At 67.7% G+C, this 19,210-nt stretch carries 19 protein-coding genes and 2 pseudogenes; 12 read left to right on the forward strand and 9 right to left on the reverse strand.

The genetic code is table 11. The annotated features are described in order from the left end of the window. Nucleotides 1-38: 38 nt before the first annotated feature. Together ACZ6R6_RS46950 and ACZ6R6_RS46955 are read right to left on the reverse strand one after the other, a co-directional pair. Nucleotides 39-473: a DUF4158 domain-containing protein gene (locus ACZ6R6_RS46950; protein WP_470103766.1), complete on the reverse strand. Its 435-nt coding sequence runs from the start codon at nucleotides 471-473 to the stop codon at nucleotides 39-41. 118 nt (nucleotides 474-591) lie between these two features. After that, entirely contained in the window at nucleotides 592-1,476 is an 885-nt protein-coding gene (locus ACZ6R6_RS46955) for a helix-turn-helix transcriptional regulator (protein ID WP_470103767.1), read from the reverse strand. 229 nt (nucleotides 1,477-1,705) lie between these two features. Here ACZ6R6_RS46955 and ACZ6R6_RS46960 point away from each other — a divergent pair, with 229 nt between their 5' ends. Further along, nucleotides 1,706-3,088 carry an MFS transporter gene (locus ACZ6R6_RS46960; RefSeq protein ID WP_470103768.1) on the forward strand — a complete coding sequence of 461 codons (1,383 nt, stop codon included), beginning with the start codon at nucleotides 1,706-1,708 and terminating at the stop codon, nucleotides 3,086-3,088. A gap of 116 nt (nucleotides 3,089-3,204) precedes the next feature. On the opposite strand, the gene ACZ6R6_RS46965 is transcribed toward ACZ6R6_RS46960, so the two are convergent. After that, nucleotides 3,205-3,786 carry a group II intron maturase-specific domain-containing protein gene (locus ACZ6R6_RS46965; RefSeq protein WP_470103769.1) on the reverse strand — a complete coding sequence of 194 codons (582 nt, stop codon included), beginning with the start codon at nucleotides 3,784-3,786 and terminating at the stop codon, nucleotides 3,205-3,207. Nucleotides 3,787-4,264: 478 nt separating this feature from the next. Here ACZ6R6_RS46965 and ACZ6R6_RS46970 point away from each other — a divergent pair, with 478 nt between their 5' ends. From ACZ6R6_RS46970 to ACZ6R6_RS46990, 5 genes are all read left to right on the forward strand, one after another. Then, a complete protein-coding gene (locus ACZ6R6_RS46970; protein ID WP_470103771.1) occupies nucleotides 4,265-4,555 on the forward strand; it encodes a hypothetical protein in 291 nt (96 codons plus the stop codon). Between the two features lie 97 nt (nucleotides 4,556-4,652). Next, on the forward strand, nucleotides 4,653-4,796 hold the full coding sequence (locus ACZ6R6_RS46975; RefSeq protein WP_470103772.1) for a hypothetical protein: 144 nt from the start codon (nucleotides 4,653-4,655) through the stop codon (nucleotides 4,794-4,796). Beyond that, nucleotides 4,793-5,092 (forward strand): hypothetical protein, encoded by a 300-nt coding sequence (locus ACZ6R6_RS46980; protein ID WP_470103773.1) that lies wholly within the window; start codon nucleotides 4,793-4,795, stop codon nucleotides 5,090-5,092. The genes ACZ6R6_RS46975 and ACZ6R6_RS46980 overlap by 4 nt, the downstream gene beginning before the upstream one ends. Before the next feature lie 170 nt (nucleotides 5,093-5,262). Further along, nucleotides 5,263-6,687: a serine hydrolase domain-containing protein gene (locus ACZ6R6_RS46985; RefSeq protein ID WP_470103774.1), complete on the forward strand. Its 1,425-nt coding sequence runs from the start codon at nucleotides 5,263-5,265 to the stop codon at nucleotides 6,685-6,687. Between the two features lie 42 nt (nucleotides 6,688-6,729). After that, entirely contained in the window at nucleotides 6,730-7,449 is a 720-nt protein-coding gene (locus ACZ6R6_RS46990; protein WP_470103775.1) for a MerR family transcriptional regulator, read from the forward strand. Between the two features lie 175 nt (nucleotides 7,450-7,624). Here the strand turns inward: ACZ6R6_RS46990 and ACZ6R6_RS46995 are convergent, their stop codons facing one another. Continuing rightward, complete coding sequence (locus tag ACZ6R6_RS46995; RefSeq protein ID WP_470103776.1) at nucleotides 7,625-8,776, reverse strand: MFS transporter; 1,152 nt, start codon at nucleotides 8,774-8,776, stop codon at nucleotides 7,625-7,627. Nucleotides 8,777-8,943: 167 nt separating this feature from the next. Then, the gene (locus ACZ6R6_RS47000) at nucleotides 8,944-9,099 is read right to left on the reverse strand and encodes a hypothetical protein (RefSeq protein ID WP_470103777.1); all 156 of its coding nucleotides are present in this window, start codon (nucleotides 9,097-9,099) and stop codon (nucleotides 8,944-8,946) included. 245 nt (nucleotides 9,100-9,344) lie between these two features. Here ACZ6R6_RS47000 and ACZ6R6_RS47005 point away from each other — a divergent pair. Further along, nucleotides 9,345-9,880: pseudogene (locus ACZ6R6_RS47005) on the forward strand (Tn3 family transposase). A 178-nt stretch (nucleotides 9,881-10,058) separates the two neighbouring features. Here ACZ6R6_RS47005 and ACZ6R6_RS47010 read toward each other — a convergent pair. Further along, complete coding sequence (locus tag ACZ6R6_RS47010; protein ID WP_470103778.1) at nucleotides 10,059-11,417, reverse strand: MFS transporter; 1,359 nt, start codon at nucleotides 11,415-11,417, stop codon at nucleotides 10,059-10,061. Between ACZ6R6_RS47010 and ACZ6R6_RS47015 the strand changes: the two genes are divergently transcribed. From ACZ6R6_RS47015 to ACZ6R6_RS47035, 5 genes are all read left to right on the forward strand, one after another. Next, nucleotides 11,416-11,568: a hypothetical protein gene (locus ACZ6R6_RS47015; protein ID WP_470103779.1), complete on the forward strand. Its 153-nt coding sequence runs from the start codon at nucleotides 11,416-11,418 to the stop codon at nucleotides 11,566-11,568. The genes ACZ6R6_RS47010 and ACZ6R6_RS47015 overlap by 2 nt on opposite strands. Nucleotides 11,569-11,596: 28 nt before the next feature. Then, nucleotides 11,597-12,577, forward strand: coding sequence for a helix-turn-helix transcriptional regulator (locus ACZ6R6_RS47020; protein ID WP_470103780.1), 981 nt, complete (start codon nucleotides 11,597-11,599; stop codon nucleotides 12,575-12,577). A 305-nt stretch (nucleotides 12,578-12,882) separates the two neighbouring features. Next, a complete protein-coding gene (locus tag ACZ6R6_RS47025; RefSeq protein WP_470103781.1) occupies nucleotides 12,883-13,464 on the forward strand; it encodes a recombinase family protein in 582 nt (193 codons plus the stop codon). A 377-nt stretch (nucleotides 13,465-13,841) separates the two neighbouring features. Beyond that, the gene (locus ACZ6R6_RS47030) at nucleotides 13,842-15,095 is read left to right on the forward strand and encodes an MFS transporter (RefSeq protein WP_470103783.1); all 1,254 of its coding nucleotides are present in this window, start codon (nucleotides 13,842-13,844) and stop codon (nucleotides 15,093-15,095) included. After that, on the forward strand, nucleotides 15,092-16,564 hold the full coding sequence (locus ACZ6R6_RS47035; protein ID WP_470103785.1) for an amidohydrolase family protein: 1,473 nt from the start codon (nucleotides 15,092-15,094) through the stop codon (nucleotides 16,562-16,564). The genes ACZ6R6_RS47030 and ACZ6R6_RS47035 overlap by 4 nt, the downstream gene beginning before the upstream one ends. Nucleotides 16,565-16,851: 287 nt before the next feature. Here ACZ6R6_RS47035 and ACZ6R6_RS47040 read toward each other — a convergent pair. The 3 genes and pseudogenes from ACZ6R6_RS47040 to ACZ6R6_RS47050 form a co-directional block, all read right to left on the reverse strand. Beyond that, nucleotides 16,852-17,837: pseudogene (locus ACZ6R6_RS47040) on the reverse strand (IS5 family transposase). Nucleotides 17,838-18,124: 287 nt separating this feature from the next. Further along, on the reverse strand, nucleotides 18,125-18,943 hold the full coding sequence (locus ACZ6R6_RS47045) for a CPBP family glutamic-type intramembrane protease (protein ID WP_470103787.1): 819 nt from the start codon (nucleotides 18,941-18,943) through the stop codon (nucleotides 18,125-18,127). Between the two features lie 30 nt (nucleotides 18,944-18,973). Further along, a partial coding sequence (locus ACZ6R6_RS47050) for a serine hydrolase (protein ID WP_470103789.1) occupies nucleotides 18,974-19,210 on the reverse strand: 237 nt, incomplete at its 5' end.

The following is a 19,210-nucleotide window of genomic DNA, read 5'->3' on the forward strand; positions in this document are numbered from 1 at the left end:
TCGAACAGCGCCTCGGCCGCGCTGGCCAGTCGTTCGATCTACTTGGGCGTGGGCGGCTCGGTCCGTTCCTCGCGGCAGCGGGTCAGCAGCGCGGCGCGCAGCCGCTCCCGCGAGGTCTCCACTGGGCAGATCTTGTCGGCTAGCCAGAACGTCAGCTTGTCTTCATCGGCGACCGTCGGCTCGCGAAAGCCATGGAACCGGCCGATCTGCGCCCGGTGGTACTCGATCGTGCTGCCGGACCAGCGGTACTCGGCGACCAGAGCCGCATCGACCTTCACCTGGCCGGCCACGTAGTCGACCGCGGCTTTGGGCACGTCCTCCCGGCGCGGGAAACGGCCCTCCAGCTCGAAGAATTTCAGCATCAGCGCGAATCCGAGACGGGTGCCACCGCTCTTGTTCGCCAACAGCTCGGCCTCGGCCTCATCCAATGTCCAGCACTCGATGAGGTCTTCCAGCTCCCACTCTCTGCGCATCGGCAGGGACCCTTTATCCCCCGATTGCACTGAAGATTCGCATGCACCCTGCTCCGCACCGATGTCGCTACGGTTCGGTACCGCTCATCCGTGACCGCCACGTATCGATTCTGAGACGTTACAAAGAGTTACTTTGGGGCTGGTCGCGCGGTCCCGAGTAGAGGGCCGTGAGGTCTGCCATCTGGGTCAGACGTAGTGAGGTGGACTCATCGGCCGGCGTCATCACGGTCATCCGGTGGCCCGTCTCCGAAACACTGGTGGAGACGAAGTTCAGCTGAAGCTGCCCGACAAGAGGGCTGTCGAGGCGCTTTGTCTCGTACTGCTGGGGCAGTACGTCGTGACGAGCCCACAGTCGGGCGAACTCCTCTGATCGTTCCCGGAGGTCGTCAATGACTCCGGCAGCGGCAGGGGCGCCGAGGTCGGTGCCGACTTCGGCGCGCATTCTTGCGACCATCCGGACGGCAACCAGCTCACCGTCGATGTAGCGGCTGCGCCAGTCAGGGTCGGTGAAGAATTGCACCGCGCAGTTGCGTTCACCAGGTGGGATGAGGTCAAGGTCGGTGAACAGGAACCGGTAGGCACGGTTGTATGCCACCACATCGAACAGCGGCGTTTGCAGGCACGCAGGGAACGGATCGAGCTTGTCCAGGACAGGTTGAAACGCCGCGGTGAGTCCCGGGGCACATTCGGCGGGCTCGGCTTTCGGCGTACTTGATCCGGCGAGCTGGTGCAGGTGCCGTCTTTCGATGTCATCCAGACGCAGGGCTCGGGCGATCGCCTGCAGGACCTGAATGCTGACGTTGATGGGCCGGCCTTGTTCGAGCCAGGTGTACCAGGTGACGCCGACCCCCGCGAGGACGGCGACCTCTTCGCGCCGTAGTCCGGGTGTCCGCCGTCGCCCTGTGGACGGGAGACCTACCTGCTGCGGGGTCACTCGTTCGCGCCGGCTGCGGAGGAAGTCACCGAGCTCGCGCCGGATCGCGGCGGGCCTGGTCTCTGTCATGTCTTCATCCTCCCGCACGGAGAACCCGGTATCCAGGTAGTGGTCAGTACCCCCATAAATAGGCTCCTGGTGCCAGGATAAGCAGCCCTTCAAGGTGGACGGCATGGCCACATCTTCTGCACCACATGACAACCCCTCCTCCCGCACAGGCGAACCTGACAGAGAGAACGACCGTGCCGCGCCGCCGCCTGCACCGGGTCCATCGGAGCCTCCGACTCCGGGGCTGGGGATGGGCCGGCTCCTGACGACACTGTCGGCGTTGCTGTTGTCGGTGGCCAGTTTCGCGGCGGCGGGTATCGCCGTGCCCGACATCGGTGCTTCCCTGGGGGCCACGGCTGCCGAGCAGTCGTTGGTGGTGTCGGTGTATGCGTTGGGGTTCGCCGTTCCGATGGTCCTCGGGGGCAGGCTCGGGGATCTGTACGGGCGACGCCGACTCTTCCTGCTCGGCATGGCCGGTTTCATCCTGTTCTCCCTGGTCGCGACCCTGGCCCCGAGCATCACCGTGTTGATCGCCGCGCGGGCTCTCACCGGAATCTCTGCGGCGGCCATGGTTCCCCAGGTGCTGGCGACGATCACGGCGTCCACCCAGGGGCCCGAACGTGCCCGTGCTGTCGCGCTGTTCGGTGCGACCGCTGGCGGGGCCACGGCGATCGGTCAGGTCCTCGGCGGCCTGTTGCTGTCCGTCCCCCTGCTCGGTGCCCCCTGGCGCATGGTCTTCGCGATGAGCGTGCTCATGGGCGTGATCGCGTTCGGCGCTGCGCTGCGCTGGCTGCCCGATACCAGTGCGCCCGGCCACCGGTCGCTCGACCTGATCGGGACGACACTGCTCGGGCTCGCCCTGCTGGCACTCATGATCCCGATCTCCCAGGGCGGCACACTGGGCTGGCCGGTCTGGTGCTGGGCGCTGCTGGGGGCAACGCCGGTGCTCTTCGCAGCGTTCTGGCGGTGGCAGTTGCGGCTGCACCGTAGTGACCGCGTTCCGCTCGTTCCGCCGCCCCTGTTTCGACTCAACTCCTACCGGATCGGGCTGATGATGGCGTTGATGCTCCAGTCCGCGTTCGGTGCGTTCACGTTCCTCTACGCGATCTCCACGCAGACGGGGCTCGGATGGTCTCCCATGCACGCGGCCCTGGTGCTGTTGCCGTTCTCCCTGTGCTTCCTTACCGTGTCGATCTGGTCGGGGAAGCTCGCGCCCCGTTTCGGGTTCCGCAGGCTCCTCACCATCGGCGGACTCATCCAAGCCGCACTCCTGAGCATCACAGCCGTCTCCGTGTTCCTCCAGGGTGCCGGCCTGAACTCGTGGACGTTCGCCGCCCTCCTCGTCGGAGTCGGTGTCGGTCAGGCCTTCATGTTCGGACCGCTCGTCGGAGCGATGATCGCCGAGGTCTCTCCAGCATCCGCGGGAGCAGCATCCGGCGTGCTTCAAACCACACAGCAAGCCGCTATGGGCCTCGGCGTCGCCGTCGCCGGAGGTCTACTCGGTGCGGCCCTGGCCGGTTCCACAGCCCCGACAGGTCAGGCTTACATGAGCGCGCTGGCGATCTGCATGCTCGTCCAGGCAGCATTCGCCATCACGTTCGCCCTATGCGCGCTCGCCCTGCCCCGGCGCTGACACGAAGAATCCCGCGCGGCGCCCAGTGTCGTGTTCGTGGCATTGCACGCCACGCTGAAAGCCGGCATCAACAACCTTCTGGCCAACAACAATTGGTTGTCGCCGGCAGCGACGGGCTACGCGGCGATGCTGAGTCCGCGTCGCTTCTGCTTCCTATCGAGGGGTCCTCGTAGTTTCGGCCGTGAATCCAACGAAGTAGGGCCTGGCCTGCGTGTATAGGAAGATAATTCAGCTTGGGCCATCCGGCCTACTGTGAAGAAACCGCAGGTCAATGCCAGGCGGGTAGCCCGAGGCATCTCAGCCTCGGGCCCCCTCAGATCCCGGCGTGACAGTCTCCCGTCACCGGGCTCTTGTAACCCTGTTCTCCAGGCGTGCGGTACCCATTGCCAATGCCGGAACATGGCCGGGTAGGCACGGACCGCGTTTCGAAAAGCGCGGAGTGCCTTCTTGATCGTTCGCAGTCGCCGGTATTTCTTGCGGATCCAGCGCATCAGGTAGGAGTTGATGCGCTCCAGGAGGGGATACAGCGCGGTGCGGTAGAACGCGCCGTAGTACTGCATCCAGCCTTGAACGATCGGGTTGGTCGCTTTGGCCAGTTGGACGAAGGTTGAGCCGATCCGCCGGTGAAGCCGCCAGGAGCGGACATCGTTGCTGATCTTGTTGAGGGCGTCCTTGCTGATCGCGGGCAGGAACGACATGAACAGCGTGCCGTCCTCGGCCGTGGCTGTGCGAGGCCCAGGGACGACACCGTGCGGTTGCGGCAACTGCGAAGTGATTCCGATTGATGATCAAGCCTACGGCCCGTTTCCGCCGTATTCCGGTGGTACCCGCGCCAGGGGTACCGCCGCTGACGTCCGGCGGTCGCCAGGCCCTTTACGCGCGGGCGCGCGAGGAGGCCGACGATGTTCGGGCGGCCCACCCCTGGCCGGGCCGGGAGAGCGTAGCCGTCGCTTGCCGCTGGTCAAGTCCCGCGGCCGCCGCTGGGGGCCGGCCACCGTAAGGACTTGACCGGCGGCCGCGCTGACGGCTGAGGCGGGCCCCGGGCAGGGGCGAGCAGGAGAGAGGGGACGGCGGGTTTCCGGAGTTTTCAGAGCCTCCTACGCGCGGGCGCGCGTGGGGTGACCTCCACCGCTGTTCGGCCGGGTTTCAGCGGCGGCCTCTGGCAGGCTGCCCGACATGGAACCCCCCAAGATCCGGATCAGCCGGTATGAGCATTCCATCGCGATCAAGTGGGACGGCGATGAGAACTGGTATCGCATCGAGCCTGACGACATGGCCTACGGCGAGTTCGGCAAGCGCTGCCGTGTCGGCCCGGGTGAGGACCGCTTCGGCCCGGACGAGGAATGGATCGACCCGTTCGCCGACCCGCGGCCCGACATCCGCCGCTGGACCGAGCCGCTGCGCCGGGAACTGCGCCAGGCGTTGACCATGCTCGACCACGCCGAACAGCATCCCTGGTCCGGATGAGCGGCGCATCGCGCTGTTGTGGCTCTGCCCTTCACCGACATAGCCACCGTTGCCGTGCGAGACTGACAGTGCCGCCTGCGCCGCGTAGCGTCGGGGCATGGCCACCGATGACACGAAGGAACCGCCGATCTGCGGCACCTGCCTGGGCGCCGCCGGCGAATGGGTCGACCGCAACGGCAGCAGCAAGAAACAGTCGGTGTGGGTGCCCTGCACCGCCTGCGCCGGGACCGGGCGGAAATGACCGACCCGCTCCCCTGCCCCGAATGCGACGGCGACGGCGGCCGGCGCCTGGGCCGGCTGCGCATCGCCTGCACCTTCTGCGGCGGCCTGGGCTGGGTCGGTGGCGAGCACGAGCCCGCTGAACGCGGCCAGGGCGAGCCGCCGCAGCGGCCGGCGGCCTGGGAGCACCGCATCTGGTCCGATCCGGCGGTGGCCGCCGCGCTGGGCTGCCGCTACTGCCTGGATTCGGGGACGGTGGCGCACCTGGACGAGGCGGCCCGCACCCTGGTCACCGCGCCCTGCCGGTGCCGGCTGTAGGTCCCGCTGCAGGTTCCCCGGGGAGGTTTCGAGCGTTTCGAGCGGCCCCCTACGCGTGCGCGCGCACGCGGTGCCGTCGTCAGCGTTCGCATTGACGGCCGAACAAGCTCACCGATTTTCTGTCTCCCGGCTTGACCTTGCCCCAAGGGCAAGGTTTGAGGATGCTCTGCATGAACGACAACGCACTGCACATCGTCGAAGCACAGATCCGCGAGCAGGCCGCCGCCTACTGCAAGTCCAACAACGTCCCCGGGTTCGTCGTCGGCGTCTACCACGCCGGCGAGCAGATCATCGTCGCCCACGGCACCGCGAACGTCGCCACCGGCGCCCCGATGCTGCAGGACACCGGATTCCTCTTCGGTTCCGTCACCAAGGTCCTGACCACCACCCTGGTCCTCCAGCAGGTCGACCGCGGGCTGCTGGACCTCGACTCGCCGGTGGTGAAGTACCTTCCCGACTTCGCGCTGGCCGTGCCGGGCACCGCCGACAAGATCCTGGTCCGGCACCTGATCGGGCACACCAACGGCATCGACGCGGACCTGTACTTCCCCGACGACAAGGGCCGCGACGCCCTGAAGACCTACGTCAAGGGCCTGGCGAGCAACTGCGGCACCCTGTTCGAGCCCGGCGAGCAGCTCAGCTACTCCAACGGCGGCATGATCGTCGCGGGCCGCCTGCTGGAAGTGGTGACCGGCACGCCCTTCCCCGACCTGCTGGCGCGCGAGATCTACGCCCCCGTCGGCATGCCGGACTCCGGCACCTCCGCCGAGCAGGCCATCCTGCGCAGCACGGCGGTCGGCCACTTCCTGGACCCCGAGACCATGGCGGCCAAGCCCACGAACATGTTCACACTCCCCGACACCTGGGGCCCGGCCGGCGGCACGCCGATCGGCACCATCGCCGACCTGCTCGCCTTCGGGCGCACCCACCTCGCGGGGGGCGTGTCCCCTTCCGGCACGCGCGTCCTGTCGGCCGAGTCGACCACCCTGATGCAGCAGGTCTCCTACGACATGGACAGCCCCAACACCCCGCCGATCGGCCTGGGCTGGGTGCTGTACCCGTTCGGCGACACGACCGTGCTGGCCATGTCGGGCGCCTCGCCCGGCGGGGTCTCGCTCCTGTGCGTGCTCCCCGAGCACGACCTGGTCTTCGCCGCCTACGGCAACACCCCAGGGGCGATCATGCTGCAGGACCAGATCCTGCAGTGGCTGCTGAGCGAGCACCTCAGCGTCCAGACCCCCAAGCTGGTCACCGAAATGGAGCAGGACGTCGACCTCGCCCCCTATGTGGGCACCTACCGTTCCAACCAGCTCCGCATCGACGTCAGCATCGTCGACGGCCAGCTCGAGGAGCGGATGACCTACGAACCGGCGGACGAATCGCAGGAGCGCATCTTCACCGAGTTCGCCGGCGGCGCGACCTCCGCCCCGCCGCAGCGCTACGTGCCGATCCGGCCGGGCCTTTTCGCGCCTGCCTGCTATCCGCTGGAGGCGTTCGACGGATACCTGCGGCTGCTGCTCGTCTCCTTCCACGACGTCCGTGACGGCCAGGCGCGTTTCCGTAACGGCGGCGGCCGCCTGACCCGCCGGGCCTGACCGCTTCGAATGACCTGACCGCCGAGTGGAAGGATGTCCAGCATGCTCACGATCGGCCAGCTCGCGGACTACGCCGCAGTGACCATCAAGGCCATCCGCCACTATCACGAGCGCGGTCTGCTCACCGAACCCGACCGCGACTCCTCCGGCTACCGGCGCTACACCGCCGAACACGCCATCACCCTCGTCAAGATCAGGACCCTGGCCAACGCGGGCGTGCCGCTGGCCCGCATCAGGGACCTTCTCGACACCGACCCGGAGACGCTCACGGCGGCCATCGCCGAGATCGATCACGACCTTGAGGACCGCATCGCGCAGCTGGGACGGACCCGCGACCAGCTCACCCAGCTGCGCGGCGGCGACCGGCTCTTCGTCTCCCCCGAGGTCGCCGACTATCTCGACGACCTGCGCGACCTCGGCGTCAGCGAGCGCGCGATCCAGGTGGAACGTGACGGCTGGATCCTCATGCAGACAGCCTCACCCGAGGACACCTCCCTGTGGATCGCCGAGAAACGCGAGCTCATGACCGATCCCGAGTTCCGCGCCCTCTACCTTGACCATGACGCCGCTTACGACTGGTCGCCGGACGATCCCCGCCTCCTCGTCCTCGCGGACCGTACCCGGAACTGGTTCACCAATCACCCCAGCCGATCCGAGACCCGCCCCGTCCATAACCCGGCCATCGCCCGGTTGGCCGTGCAATCCCAGCCCGGAGCCTCATCCCCGGCCTGGGACCGCCTGGCCCAACTCATGACGGGCTAGCCTCGATCGTGTGTGCTGCTCGGTTGGGAGTGTCTGACCTCCGGTAGATCTGATCTCGGTCTGATCGGCCGAGCGTGATGGTTCGGCCGGAAGGATCTTCCGATGTCGGTGGAGACACGTTAATCGGCCTCCGGCAAGCCTTACCGGCACCCCTATTCCAGCCCGTTGGCGTCCCTCATCGACGTGTTGAGCGTTCTGGATGACGGCGCCCACGTAGCAGCTGGCCGCCGAGTAGGACCGCGCAGGATCCGACGGTCAGCAGCCCGCCGGCGAGGAAGGTGCTCCGTACATCGGCGAGCGGCAGGACCAGCCCGCCAAGCGCGGCACCCGCCGCGATGCCGGCGTTATAGGCGCCGGAGTTCGCTGCGAGGGCGATGTCCGTGCGGCCCGGCGCGCAGTGCAGCATCGCGTTCTGCGTGGTCATGAACACCGGCCCGAGTGCACCGCCCATCAGCATCAGGAACACCACCGCCGCCACCTGATGAGCGCCGAACGCGTACAGGCCGAGCATGCCCATCGCCTGCGTGGCCACGGCGGCGGCCAACGCGGACTGCGGAAAGCGGTCCAGAAACGCCCCAGTGATGCTTACCCCGGTCAGACACGCGACACCGAAAACCATGAACAGGACGCTGACCGCGCTCGGGGAAAACCCGCTCACGTCTCCCAGGAACGTCACGATGTAGGTGTATCCCGTGAACGCCCCGGTGGCGGACAAGGCTCCGGCTGCCAGCACCGTCCCGAACCGCCGCACGTTGGGGCTGCTCGCGTACGCGGCGGGCTCTTCTTCCGGACGCGAAGTCGGCAGCAGAACGGCGATCGTCACCAGAGAGATGAGCCCCAGAGCCGCCAGCAGGGCGATGGGCACCTGCCAGTTGCTCTGCTGGCCCAGCCAGGTCCCAGCGGGAACACCGAGCACGAGGGCGAGCGAACCGGCGACGGACAGCGCCCCGACCACCCGCCCCCGGACCTCGGGCGCGAACAGGCCTACCGCGACCGGCCCCATAACGGCCCAGAACAGCGCCTGGGCGAGCGCGGTCAGCAGCCGCGCTACGAGGAGCAGCCAGTAGGAGGCAGCCAGCGCCGCAACAAGACTCGACACCACGAGCGCGGCCAGCAGTCCCATAAGCACATAACGTCGGGGCACGGCCCGCACGAGGTGGGCAAGCGGCACAGACGCGATGGCCACCGTCACGCCGTAACCAGTAACCAGCAGACCAACCGCTGACAGGGACACCCGTAGGTCTTCGGAGATGAGCTCCAGGAGGCCGACCGGCAGGTTCTCTGCGGTGTTGAAGGTAAGGGCGGCCAGCATCAGGGCCCCGAGCACCGCCAGCCTATGCCATGGAACCGGTTGCCGCGTGATCGTACTGTCCCTTCCTGTCCTCGCGCGTTGTACCTGCTCAGTAGCACCGTCCATGCGGGTACCTCACCAGGCGCACCAGTCCCGCCGCAACCGATTCATGTGGCTACGCCGTCTTGCGGCCCGTTTCTGCTCTATTCCGGTGATACCCACAGTTGGTCGTCGCGGGCCGGGACCCCGGTGCGGTGAACGTAGCCGACGTCGCGCAGCTCCCCGATCGTGCGGGTGATCGCGGTGTGCCCCTCACCCCCGGGGCCCCGGGTGCGGGCCAGGTGCTCGACGGTGAACATCCAGTCAGGCGTTCGCCCTCGCGTATCCAGCAGATCGCCACGGCGGCCGCGCCGCTGCCGGAGCTGGAGGCGGCGCTGGCACAGCTGCGTCAGGCCGGGTGGCCGACTCCTGAAGATCCCGCTGGTAGTGATGACGACATCTGGCGGGCCTATCAGCTCGAGATGCGCGAGCGCGGCGAGCCGCACCACGATCCTTGGGATTCAATCCCATCGTCGCCCGCGTCCCGCCCGCGAGTACGGTGGTGATGCCGGCCACCCCGCCGGCCGGTGCCGACGCAGTCCGGCCCGCAGCCCGATCGACGACAGCCTTCCGAGCCGCCGGGCCGCCGCTGGCGCTGGAGTACGGCCGCATCGACAAGACCCTGCACCTGCTCGGCATCCTCGACCCGATCGACGACACCTACCACCGGAAGCTGAACAAACAGCTCACCGTGCAGGAGTCCCGGCACCGGCTCGCCCGGAAAATCTGCCATGGCGGGGCGGTCAGATCCGCCAGCCCTGTCGCGAAGGCCAGGAGGACCAGCTGGCCGCGTTGGGGCTGGTCGTCAACGCCGTCGCACTGTGGAACACCCGCTACCTGTCGGCCGCCGTCGACCAGCTCCGCGCCCAGGGCCTGCCTGTCAAGGGCGAGGATGTCGCTCGTCTCAGCCCCCTCGGCCACGCCCACCTCAACTGCCTGGGCCGCTACGCCATCGCCTCCTCCGCCCCGGCCGAAGGCCTACGGCAGCTCGGCGAGATCCCCGACCTCCCCGACGGCGGCGTGGACGAGGAGGGGGTGTAGACCCCAGGGCCGCAGATGCGGCGGGTGGCAAGATCCTCAACGGCAGACCGTGTCCGCGCGAGAATCGGCGCGTAGTCGTGAGTCTTGTGCCTGGTCCCGTCCTGCTGGCCTCCGGCACGACTGCTGCTTGCCTGTAGTTCCTCTGCCGGGGCGATACGTTCGCCCCGGCATGGGTTCTCTACTCGGCGTGCGCGGGTTTCGGGAGTGCGAGCATCACGAGTGCCGTGATCAGGTAGATCGCGATGGAGACGATCAGGACGATGCTGAGCGCGTGACTGTAGTCGGGCAGCACCGGTGCTCCGGTGGCTGAACCGGTGACGGCGGTGAAGAAGACCGTGCCGAGAACGGCGATGCCGACGGCGCCGCCGATCTGGTTGACGGTGGAGAGAACCCCGCCTGCGGCGCCTGCGTTGCGTCCGGGGACGCCTGCGAGGACGACGTTGACGAGAATGGGTGCGGCGAGACCGAGCCCGAGGCCACCGATGAGGAGTGCGAGGGCGAGGAACCAGTATCCGGGATCGTTGCCGTCCTTGACGATGAACCACAGGACGAGCTGAGATGCCGCGATGGTGAGCGAGCCGGTGATCAGGAGCGTTCTGCCCGCCTTGGCGGCGAGAGCGACGCCGAGGCCGGAGGTGATGATCGAGCCGAGCGCGTACGGGAGGATCACCAGGCCGGTCTCCCATGCGGTTCGGCCGGTTCCGTTCTGGAGGTAGACCGAGAGGGTGAGGAAGTACGACCCGATGCCGCCGAAGAAGAGCACCGAAGCGCTCAGGCCGACTGCGAAGGCGCGGATTCTCAGCAGAGCCGGGTCGAAGACAGGTTCGTTGCCGCGTCCGGTGAGGCGGCGCTCGTAGGCGAGGAAGATCGCGAGCACGATGATTCCAGCTGCGAGGAGGGCGTAGCTGGCCCAGGTCCATCCCCATGTCTCGGTCTGGATGATCGGCAGCAGCAGGAGAAGGATGCCCGTGGCCGCGAGGAGCGCGCCTGAGAGGTCCAGTCGCGCGGTCGAGGCGGAGCGGGACTCCGGCAGGACTTTCGCGCCGCTGATGAGCGCCAGGATCGAGACGGGCACGTTGATCCAGAAGATCGTGCGCCAGCCCAGGTCGAACAGGTTGGCGTCGACGAGCAGCCCGCCCAGCAGCGGGCCGGCGACCGAGGCGAGGCCCTGGACCGCTCCGTAGGCGCCAAACGCCTTGGCGCGCTCGCCCGGAGCGAATGATGCCCGGATGATCCCGAACACCTGTGGGACCATGATCCCGGCGGTCAGTCCCTGCCCGGCCCGCATGCCGATGAGCATCCCCGGATCGACGGCCAGTGCGCACAGCGCCGAGGTGACCATGAACCCGGCCAGCCCGATCATGAACAGCCGCTTGCGGCCGTACTGATCACCGAGCCGTCCGCCGGTGATCAGGCCCGCACCCATGGCGAGGATGTAGGCGGCGATCGTCCACTGGATCTGAGCGTCGCTGGCACCCAGGTCTTGGGCTATCGCCGGGGCCGCGACGGTGACGATCGTCGCGTCGAGAAGGTCCATGAAGGAACCGAAAAGCACCACCAACAGCGCCGTGGTCGCGCCGGCGCTGGCGATGAGTGTCGGGGAAGCCTCAGTTGTGCGGGTGCCCTCTCGGGGGCTCGGCGAATCGGTCATGTCGGCCACCATCGCCGGCATAGTTGCCATCGAGTGACCGCTATCGGTGAGAGAATCGGAGAATCATGGCTGCTACCTCCGCGCGGACGCTCAAGCTGCTGTCGATCTTCGGGATCGGTGCGACCCTGACCGCCGAGGAACTCGCCACCCGGCTCGGAGCGTCGGTGAGGACCGTTCGTCGCGATATAGATACGCTCCGGGACCTCGGGTACGAGATCGAGGCCGTCCGTGGAGCGGGTGGAGGATATCGGCTCGGTCGCGCTACCCGCTTGCCGCCGGTCGTGTTCGATGAAGACCAGGCCGTCGCCATGGCCGTCGCGCTCCAGACCGTGCCGACGATCCTCTCCGGCATCCGCGAGAACGCGGCCCGTGCTCTCGCCACGCTGCACCAGGCGATGCCCGCGCGCAGCCGCCTGCATGCCGAAGCGTTCACCGTCTCTTCGGCCCGCAACTACTGGGAGTTCCCCGCGCCACCGATCGACGCCGAGATCGTCCGCGCCGTTGGCAGCGCGATCAACCGGCAGCACCTCCTTCGCGTGGACTACACCGGTGACGGCGAACCCGTCACGCTCACGCTGGAACCGCACGACCTCGTGGTCTGGGCCGCACGCTGGTACCTGGTCGCCTTCGACCCGGATGCGGACCGATGGCGCGCGATGCGCGTGGATCGCATCAAACCGCACATGCCCACGCACACCCTCTTCGGCCGACGTGACATCCCGCACAGCGATCCCGTCACCTTCGTCATGACCGCACACGACCGCGGAGACGCCGCTGCCGAATGGCAATGCCGCGGCTCAGCCATCGTCGCCCTGCCGGCCTCCACCGTCGCCCGGTTCGCCCCCGGCGGATCAACAGTCGGCTACGACACCGAAACCACTTGCCGACTCACACTCGGCGCATGGTCATGGCCAGGACTGGCAGGACTGCTCCTCACCTTCGACGCCGACATCACAGACATCGAACCGGCCGAACTCAGGCAAGCCCTGCACTCCCTGCGCACCCGAATCGGCAAGGGACTCGGACCCGACCGACCTGACCGGTGATCTGCACATCTGGCGTCCGCGTTCCCAATCACCACTGACCTGACTGACCAGCCCGCCTGTCTTCTCGGCATCTCCCTACCGTTCTGAATGGACGCGTGCCACCGAGGTAGATCGTGCGCACCTCCCTTACGAGACGACTCGTGAGGGAGACAGGTGTGAAGAGCGGAGGGGATGAACTGGTGTTCCGTAAGGGGATCCCCCACCGGAACACCACCCAGTCCGGAGGGACCGCCAGGTCAGGGTGTTCCGTACAGGTGTTCCGCGAACTGTTCCGGTGAAGGCCCCATATCCGGAACACTTACGGGGTGAACGGGCCCCGGGTCGGCTATGCGCGCTGCTCCACCGACGAACAAGACGTCGTGATCCAGACCGAGCAGCTCCTGGCGCTCGGCGTGCCGCAAGACCGCATCTACATCGACCGCGGGTTCTCCGGCACCACCCGCCGCAACCGGAACGGCCTCGACCAGGCCCTCGCTGCGCTCTGGGACGGGACGGTCTTCACCGTCACGAAGTTCGACCGGTTCGCCCGCGACATGGCCGAAGCCCACGATCTGCTCACCGACCTGTCCGGCCGCGGCGTCCGGTTCGGGCTGGGCGCATCCGTCTACGACTGGAGCGACCTGTTCGGCCGGCTGTTCCTGCAGACCCTCGCGATGGTCGCCGAGTTCGAGGCCAACATCGGGCACCAGCGCACCCGCGAGGGCACGGCCCTGGCCAAGAACGGCAAGCTCAACGGCAAGCAGCCCAAACTCCCCGAGCCTGCCCGCCGCTCCATCCGCCGCCGCTACGCCGACGGCGAGGTCTCCCTCGCCGACCTCGCCACCGAGTACAGCGTCGGACGCTCCACCATCCACCGCATCATCCACGGACCAGAAACCTCTACGTAGAACGCATGATCATCGCCCGCCCCGAGCGACCACACACCGACGTTTGGCGTCATATCTCGCGCAAGATCATTCTCGGCGATAACTACTGTTCCTGGATTCCCCAACCCCGGTATGGGCCAAGACCGCCGACGAGATCCTCGAATCTCTTGCCTCATACTGCCGACGGATCAATGACCCAGGACACTAGGCTCCTGGGACGTTCTGGGGGCTCATCGCCTGGATCCGGGTGGAGCACCATCGAGGCGTTCACCACCGGTGGATAGATCTTGGTGCAATCGCACCGCCGACGGCCCCGACTTCATGTTCCTGCACGAAGCACTCCCGGGTGACGTGATGGAGGGTTGCTGGAACATTGATCTAGCTCCGGAGGCCTGTGAATGGGACTCGCCGAAGGCACCTCCACGTTGGCACCCGCGCAAATACGTAAAACGGCTACCGTCACCGTCGGCCTGCTCATGGGCGTCTGGGTGATCGACTACGTCGATCGGGTGATGATGGCCGTCGCGTTGCCGTTCATCGGCGAGGAGTTCGCGCTCACCAAGACCGAGCAAGGCTGGCTGATCACCGCCTTCTCCCTGGTCTATCTGCTGTGCCAGGTGCCGGGTGGCATCCTCGCCGACAAGTTCGGCGCCCGCCGCCAACTCATGGTCTCTCTGCTGCTCTGGTCGGTCTTCACCGCCCTCACCGGTATCGCCTGGGGTCTGGCATCCCTCCTCGTCATCCGTGCTCTCTTCGGCGTCGGCCAGGGCCTCTTTCCCGGCGCGTCCTTCAAGGCCATCGCGGAACGCACCACCCCCGCCGTCCGCGCCACCGCCGCCGGCGCCATGCTCGCCTCCAACCAGCTCGGTGCCGGCGTCGCCCCGCTCATCGTCGCGCCGCTCATCCTCGCCCTCGGCTGGCGCCACACCTTCTGGGTCACCGCCGCCGCCGGCGTCGCCATCGGCGTTCTGCTCTGGAAGCTGCTGCCCAAGGCGCTGCCCGCCCACCTCAACGGCTCTGACGTCGTTCAGGACAAGGGGACCAGCCTCGGCGCCGTCATGCGCTCGCCATCGGTCTGGAAGTTTGCCGCCCTCTTCTGCACCACCAACATGCTCGGCTACGGCTTGATCACTTGGGTGCCCAGCTACCTGCTGGAGGAGCGCGGCATCTCCCTCATCAACACCGGTGTCATGTCCGCCATCCCCGGCCTGGTCGCGTGCGCGACCGCCTTCCTCGGCGGCTGGCTGTTCGACCGCTTCTTCCACGACAGGGCCCGGCTCTACGTCATCCCCCTGCTCCTGGTCACCGCCGTGCTCCTGGTGCTCATGCTGATGGCCGACTCCGCTGTCGGGTTCACCGTCTACCAGACCCTCGCCATGGGCGTGGCGGGCCTTTCCACGATGGGCATCCTCGGCATGCCCGTGCGCGCCCTGCCGCCCGCCTTCATCGGATCCGGCATGGGCGTCGTCAACGTCGGCGGTCAGATCGCCGGTGTCCTCGCCCCCGTCCTCATGGGCTTCCTGGTCGACAAGTTCTCCTACACCGCTGCTTTCGGCCTGCTCATCGCCACCACCGTCCTCGGCGCGCTGATCGCGTTGATCGTGCCCCAGCGCCCTGAGCAGTTCAGCCTCGGAACGAAGGAGTTCGCGTGACGACATACGATCTGGTCCTCACCCGCGGCCGGGTCATCGACCCCGAGACCGGTCTGGACGCCGTACGCGACGTCGGCGTCAACGGCGGGGTCATCCAGGCCGTCTCCGACCAGCCGCTCGACGGCGTCACCACCGTCGACGCGACCGGCCTGGTCGTCAGTCCGGGCTTCATCGACCTGCACAGCCACAGCATGGACGTCGCCAGCCACCGCCTGCAGGCGCTCGACGGCGTCACCACCGTCCTGGAACTCGAGGCCGGCGCCTACCCGGTCGCCGCCGCCTACCGCAGGGCCGAGATCGAGGGCAGGCCCCTCAACTACGGCTTCGCCACCTCCTGGGCCGTGGCCCGTATGTCCGTCCTCCTCGGCCTCGACACCAGCGGCGACCTGAGGGATGACTTCCTCGCCAACATCGGCCGCGAGGAATGGCAACGCGCCGCTCCGCGAAATGTCGTCGACCGCATCGTCGGCATGCTGGAGCGCGACCTCGGCGACGGCGCGCTCGGCATCGGCATCCTCGTCGGCTACGCGCCCCGCGTCGATCCCTCCGAGTACCTCGCCGTGGCCGCCCTCGCCGCCCGCGTCGGGCTGCCCACCTACACCCACGCCCGCGAACTTGTCGAGATGGACCCCACCACTCCCGTCGACGGCGCCGAGGAGGTCGTCCGCGCCGCCGCCGAGACCGGCGCGCACATGCACTACTGCCACGTCAACAGCACCTCCATCCGCCATGTCGACCGCGTGCTCGGCCTGGTGGAGAAGGTTCGCGCCGAAGGCTCGCGCGTCACCACCGAGGCCTACCCCTACGGCGCGGGCATGACCGGCGTCGGCGCGGCCTTCCTCGCCCCGGAGCTCCTCCACCGGCGCGGGCTGACCCCGCACTCCATCGGCCTGCTCGGTGCCGAGGGGCGTATCCCCGACGCCGACACCCTGCGTCGAATCCGCGAGAGCGAACCCGGCTCGGCGGCTTTCGTCCACCTGCTCGACGAGGATGACCCCGCCCAGTTCGACTACATCCAGCGGGCCCTCACCTTCACCGACGCCGCTGTCGCCACCGACGCCGTCCCCCTCCTGTGGCGCTCGGGGGCGCCCGACCCGTTCTCTTGGCCGCTCGGGCCCGACGCCGTCACCCACCCTCGTACGGCCGGCACCTACGGCCGGACGCTGCGCAGGCTCGTCCGGGAGAACGGCGTCCTGTCACTGCCCGAGGCTGTGCGCCGGTGCACGCTCATCCCCGCCGACGTGGTGGGCTCGGGTGTCCCGGCGATGCGGCGCAAGGGCCGTGTTCAGGCGGGCTGCGACGCCGACCTGACCGTTTTCGACCCCGAGACCGTCAGCGACCGTGCCACCTACACCGAGACGGTCAGGCATTCCTCCGGGTTCGTTCACGTCCTTGTCGGCGGCCGGTTCGTGGTCCGTGACGAGCATCTGTTGCCGACCGCCCTGCCCGGGCGCGCTGTCAGAGCCTGATGCCTGGTCGGGGTCGTCTGGTTGACGGCCCCGACCGCCGTTTCGGGGCCGGGCTCCGATCCAAGCCTCAGCAGGCCGTGACCCGGTCGGGTTCCGAGGCAGGTTCGGTCGCACGGTCCTGCCTGTGGCCGTCCTTGGTGGGTCGTGGGCGGAGCGGCCACCAGATGGCCCGGCCGAGGAGTGCTGCCGGGACCCCAACATCTTCAGCATGTCCTCGTGGCCCAGCTCCGCGAGGCTGGCCACCAGCCCGATGGCACGGGGCGGCTAGGTGCTGTTCAGAGTTCGGATCATGTGGTTGAGGTGAGGAGCTTCAGCCACATGACCGAGCCTCGGAGGTAGAGTCCGGCCTCGTAGCTTTCCGGGGCCTTGTCGTAGCGGGTGGCCAGACCACGCCAGGTCTTGATCTTCTGGAAACAGCGTTCGACGGTGTTGCGCTGCCGGTAGCGCTCCGGATCGAAGCCGACGGGCCGCCCGCCCGCTGAACCTCTCTTCTTCCGGTTGGCCCGCTGATCGCGCTTCTCCGGGATGACCGCGCTGATCCGGCGGCGGCGCGGACAGGCGCGGTCGGCCTTGGAGGAGCAGGCCTTGTCGGCGGCCACCGCAGCAGGGCGGGTCCGAGGCCGGCCGATCGGACCGGGGATGCGGATCTTGTTCAGGACGGTGACGGACCGCGGGCGGTCGGCGGCTTGGCCGGGCGTGAGCACGAAGGCCAGCGGCCGCCCGGCGGCGTCGACCGCGGCATGGACCTTACTGCTCAGCCCACCTCGGGATCGGCCAAGCCCGGCAGCCTTCGCCCGGGCCTCGCGGCGTCGCCGCCTGGCGGCACGATCCTGGCCCGACGACGCGTCCGCGTCATCCGCGCCACCTGTGACCTGCGACGCATCACCCGCAGCACCGGCGGCTGCTCCGGAAGCGGAGCCCCCTTTTCCTCGGTCAGCGCCTGCTCCGGCGCATCCAAGGTCTCCCCGGCGACTGCCGGCCCGGCCGACTCCTGATGCGCCCGCACGATCGTGGAGTCCACGCTGACCACCTCCAACCCGACCTGCCCGCGCGATGCGGCCTCGGCGATCAGCGCCTCCATCAGAGCCTGGAACACCCCGGCTCTGGCCCAGCCGTTGAACCGGGAGTAGGGCGTGGACCAAGGCCCGTAGCGTTCCGGGACATCACGCCAGCCGGATCCGGTGCGGAAGCGCCACAGGATCCCGTTGAACTGATCACGCACCCGCCGTGGCAGCGGCCCGGTAGCCGCCACCGGCAGATACGGCTCGATCAACGCCCACTCGGCATTCCGTCACATCAAAGCGCGCCACATCCGAGTCCTACCAGCCACGGCCAGCCCGCCACCGGACCTCACCTAGATCCGAACCCCAAACAGCTCTAGTACCGCACCAAGAGCCAGCCCCGCTTCGACGACATGCTTGCCCTGCTCCGCCGCATGATCATCGCCTCACGATTTTCCGCTACCCGGCCCACGCAGCCCGACCTCGCGAGAATCGAGGACGAAGCTCTGGCTTAGGCTTACGCAACGGGACAACGACCAAACTCGAGCAAGGAATCAACCTAACCTTCAATAGACCCGCGGACGAGCTGCGCCCGGCTCGGGCGCATCAGCCACACGGCAGCGGCGAGCGTGAGTACCCAGCCGATCACTTCGATGAGCAGGTGATCCGTTGCCTTGGGGACGGATTGCAGCAGGTACACCCGGACGCTGTTGATCGCTCCGTGCGTCAAAACCGCAGGCCAGACACTCCCCGACTGCCAGCGAAGTGCGAGCAACAGCGGCGCCCATGGCAGCATCCCCGCGAAGTAGATAACGATGTCCCAGGGTGGCCGATCACCGATGACGGCGAGGACCGGCAGGTGCCAGACGATCCAGACCAGACCGCTGACAAGGGCCAGCGGCCAGAATCCCCATGACGCGGCGCGCGTCGCCAGCCAGCCGCGCCAGCCGAACTCTTCGCCGATGGCGAAGACCGACTGCATGAGGAAGACCGGAACGATCCACATGGTCGCCGCGAAGATCTGGTCAAGCGGGTTGAGCTGCCAGATCCCCAATGCCAGTGCGATGGCGGTTTGGATCGCGGCGATCACGGCGATGAGGCCGATGCCGATGCTGGCCCACTTGGGTGTGCCGCGCCACCTGGTGGCGAACGTCTCTCGGAACGTTCCGGGTCGTCGGGCAAGCCACATGATGATCGCTGCGAGCAGCGGGGTCAGTTGCAGGATCGGAGTGATCAGGTTGTAGAAGTCCGTCGGGACGAGCCGGAAGACCATCGGAACGGACAGCGCGAAACACAGCAGGACGGCGATCGCGAAAAACCACGCGACATCGATAATAGTTGATCTGGCAGAACTGGAGCGCGTGGGGGACGCAGTCATGATGACCTCATTTCGTGCGGGCGCGAGGATCTAGCTCGATGAACGTACGGTGATCTTGGTGTAGCGCGGATCGGCCATCTTGAACTCGGGGAGAACCTTGACGACCGGGTCGTCCACGGAGAATCGGTCCGTCAGCAGCATGATCGCCGCAGCCGTCATCGACTTGCTCGAGGACGCGATCCGGAACGGCGTCCGCGCCGTCACCGCGTTGCCGTCCCCGTCCCGGCCGCGGACGATCGTCTCGACCGACGACCCGTCGATCACAGC

This window comes from Streptosporangium sp. NPDC048886 (assembly GCF_055586905.1).

Bases quoted from the DNA above. Each gene is read 5' to 3' on its own strand.
- ACZ6R6_RS46950 (WP_470103766.1), bottom strand. From the start codon at position 473: ATGCGCAGAGAGTGGGAGCTGGAAGACCTCATCGAGTGCTGGACATTG.
- ACZ6R6_RS46955 (WP_470103767.1), bottom strand. From the start codon at position 1,476: ATGACAGAGACCAGGCCCGCCGCGATCCGGCGCGAGCTCGGTGACTTC.
- ACZ6R6_RS46960 (WP_470103768.1), top strand. From the start codon at position 1,706: ATGGGCCGGCTCCTGACGACACTGTCGGCGTTGCTGTTGTCGGTGGCC.
- ACZ6R6_RS46965 (WP_470103769.1), bottom strand. From the start codon at position 3,786: ATGTCGTTCCTGCCCGCGATCAGCAAGGACGCCCTCAACAAGATCAGC.
- ACZ6R6_RS46970 (WP_470103771.1), top strand. From the start codon at position 4,265: ATGGAACCCCCCAAGATCCGGATCAGCCGGTATGAGCATTCCATCGCG.
- ACZ6R6_RS46975 (WP_470103772.1), top strand. From the start codon at position 4,653: ATGGCCACCGATGACACGAAGGAACCGCCGATCTGCGGCACCTGCCTG.
- ACZ6R6_RS46980 (WP_470103773.1), top strand. From the start codon at position 4,793: ATGACCGACCCGCTCCCCTGCCCCGAATGCGACGGCGACGGCGGCCGG.
- ACZ6R6_RS46985 (WP_470103774.1), top strand. From the start codon at position 5,263: ATGAACGACAACGCACTGCACATCGTCGAAGCACAGATCCGCGAGCAG.
- ACZ6R6_RS46990 (WP_470103775.1), top strand. From the start codon at position 6,730: ATGCTCACGATCGGCCAGCTCGCGGACTACGCCGCAGTGACCATCAAG.
- ACZ6R6_RS47000 (WP_470103777.1), bottom strand. From the start codon at position 9,099: ATGTTCACCGTCGAGCACCTGGCCCGCACCCGGGGCCCCGGGGGTGAG.
- ACZ6R6_RS47015 (WP_470103779.1), top strand. From the start codon at position 11,416: ATGAAGGAACCGAAAAGCACCACCAACAGCGCCGTGGTCGCGCCGGCG.
- ACZ6R6_RS47010 (WP_470103778.1), bottom strand. From the start codon at position 11,417: ATGGACCTTCTCGACGCGACGATCGTCACCGTCGCGGCCCCGGCGATA.
- ACZ6R6_RS47020 (WP_470103780.1), top strand. From the start codon at position 11,597: ATGGCTGCTACCTCCGCGCGGACGCTCAAGCTGCTGTCGATCTTCGGG.
- ACZ6R6_RS47030 (WP_470103783.1), top strand. From the start codon at position 13,842: ATGGGACTCGCCGAAGGCACCTCCACGTTGGCACCCGCGCAAATACGT.
- ACZ6R6_RS47045 (WP_470103787.1), bottom strand. From the start codon at position 18,943: ATGACTGCGTCCCCCACGCGCTCCAGTTCTGCCAGATCAACTATTATC.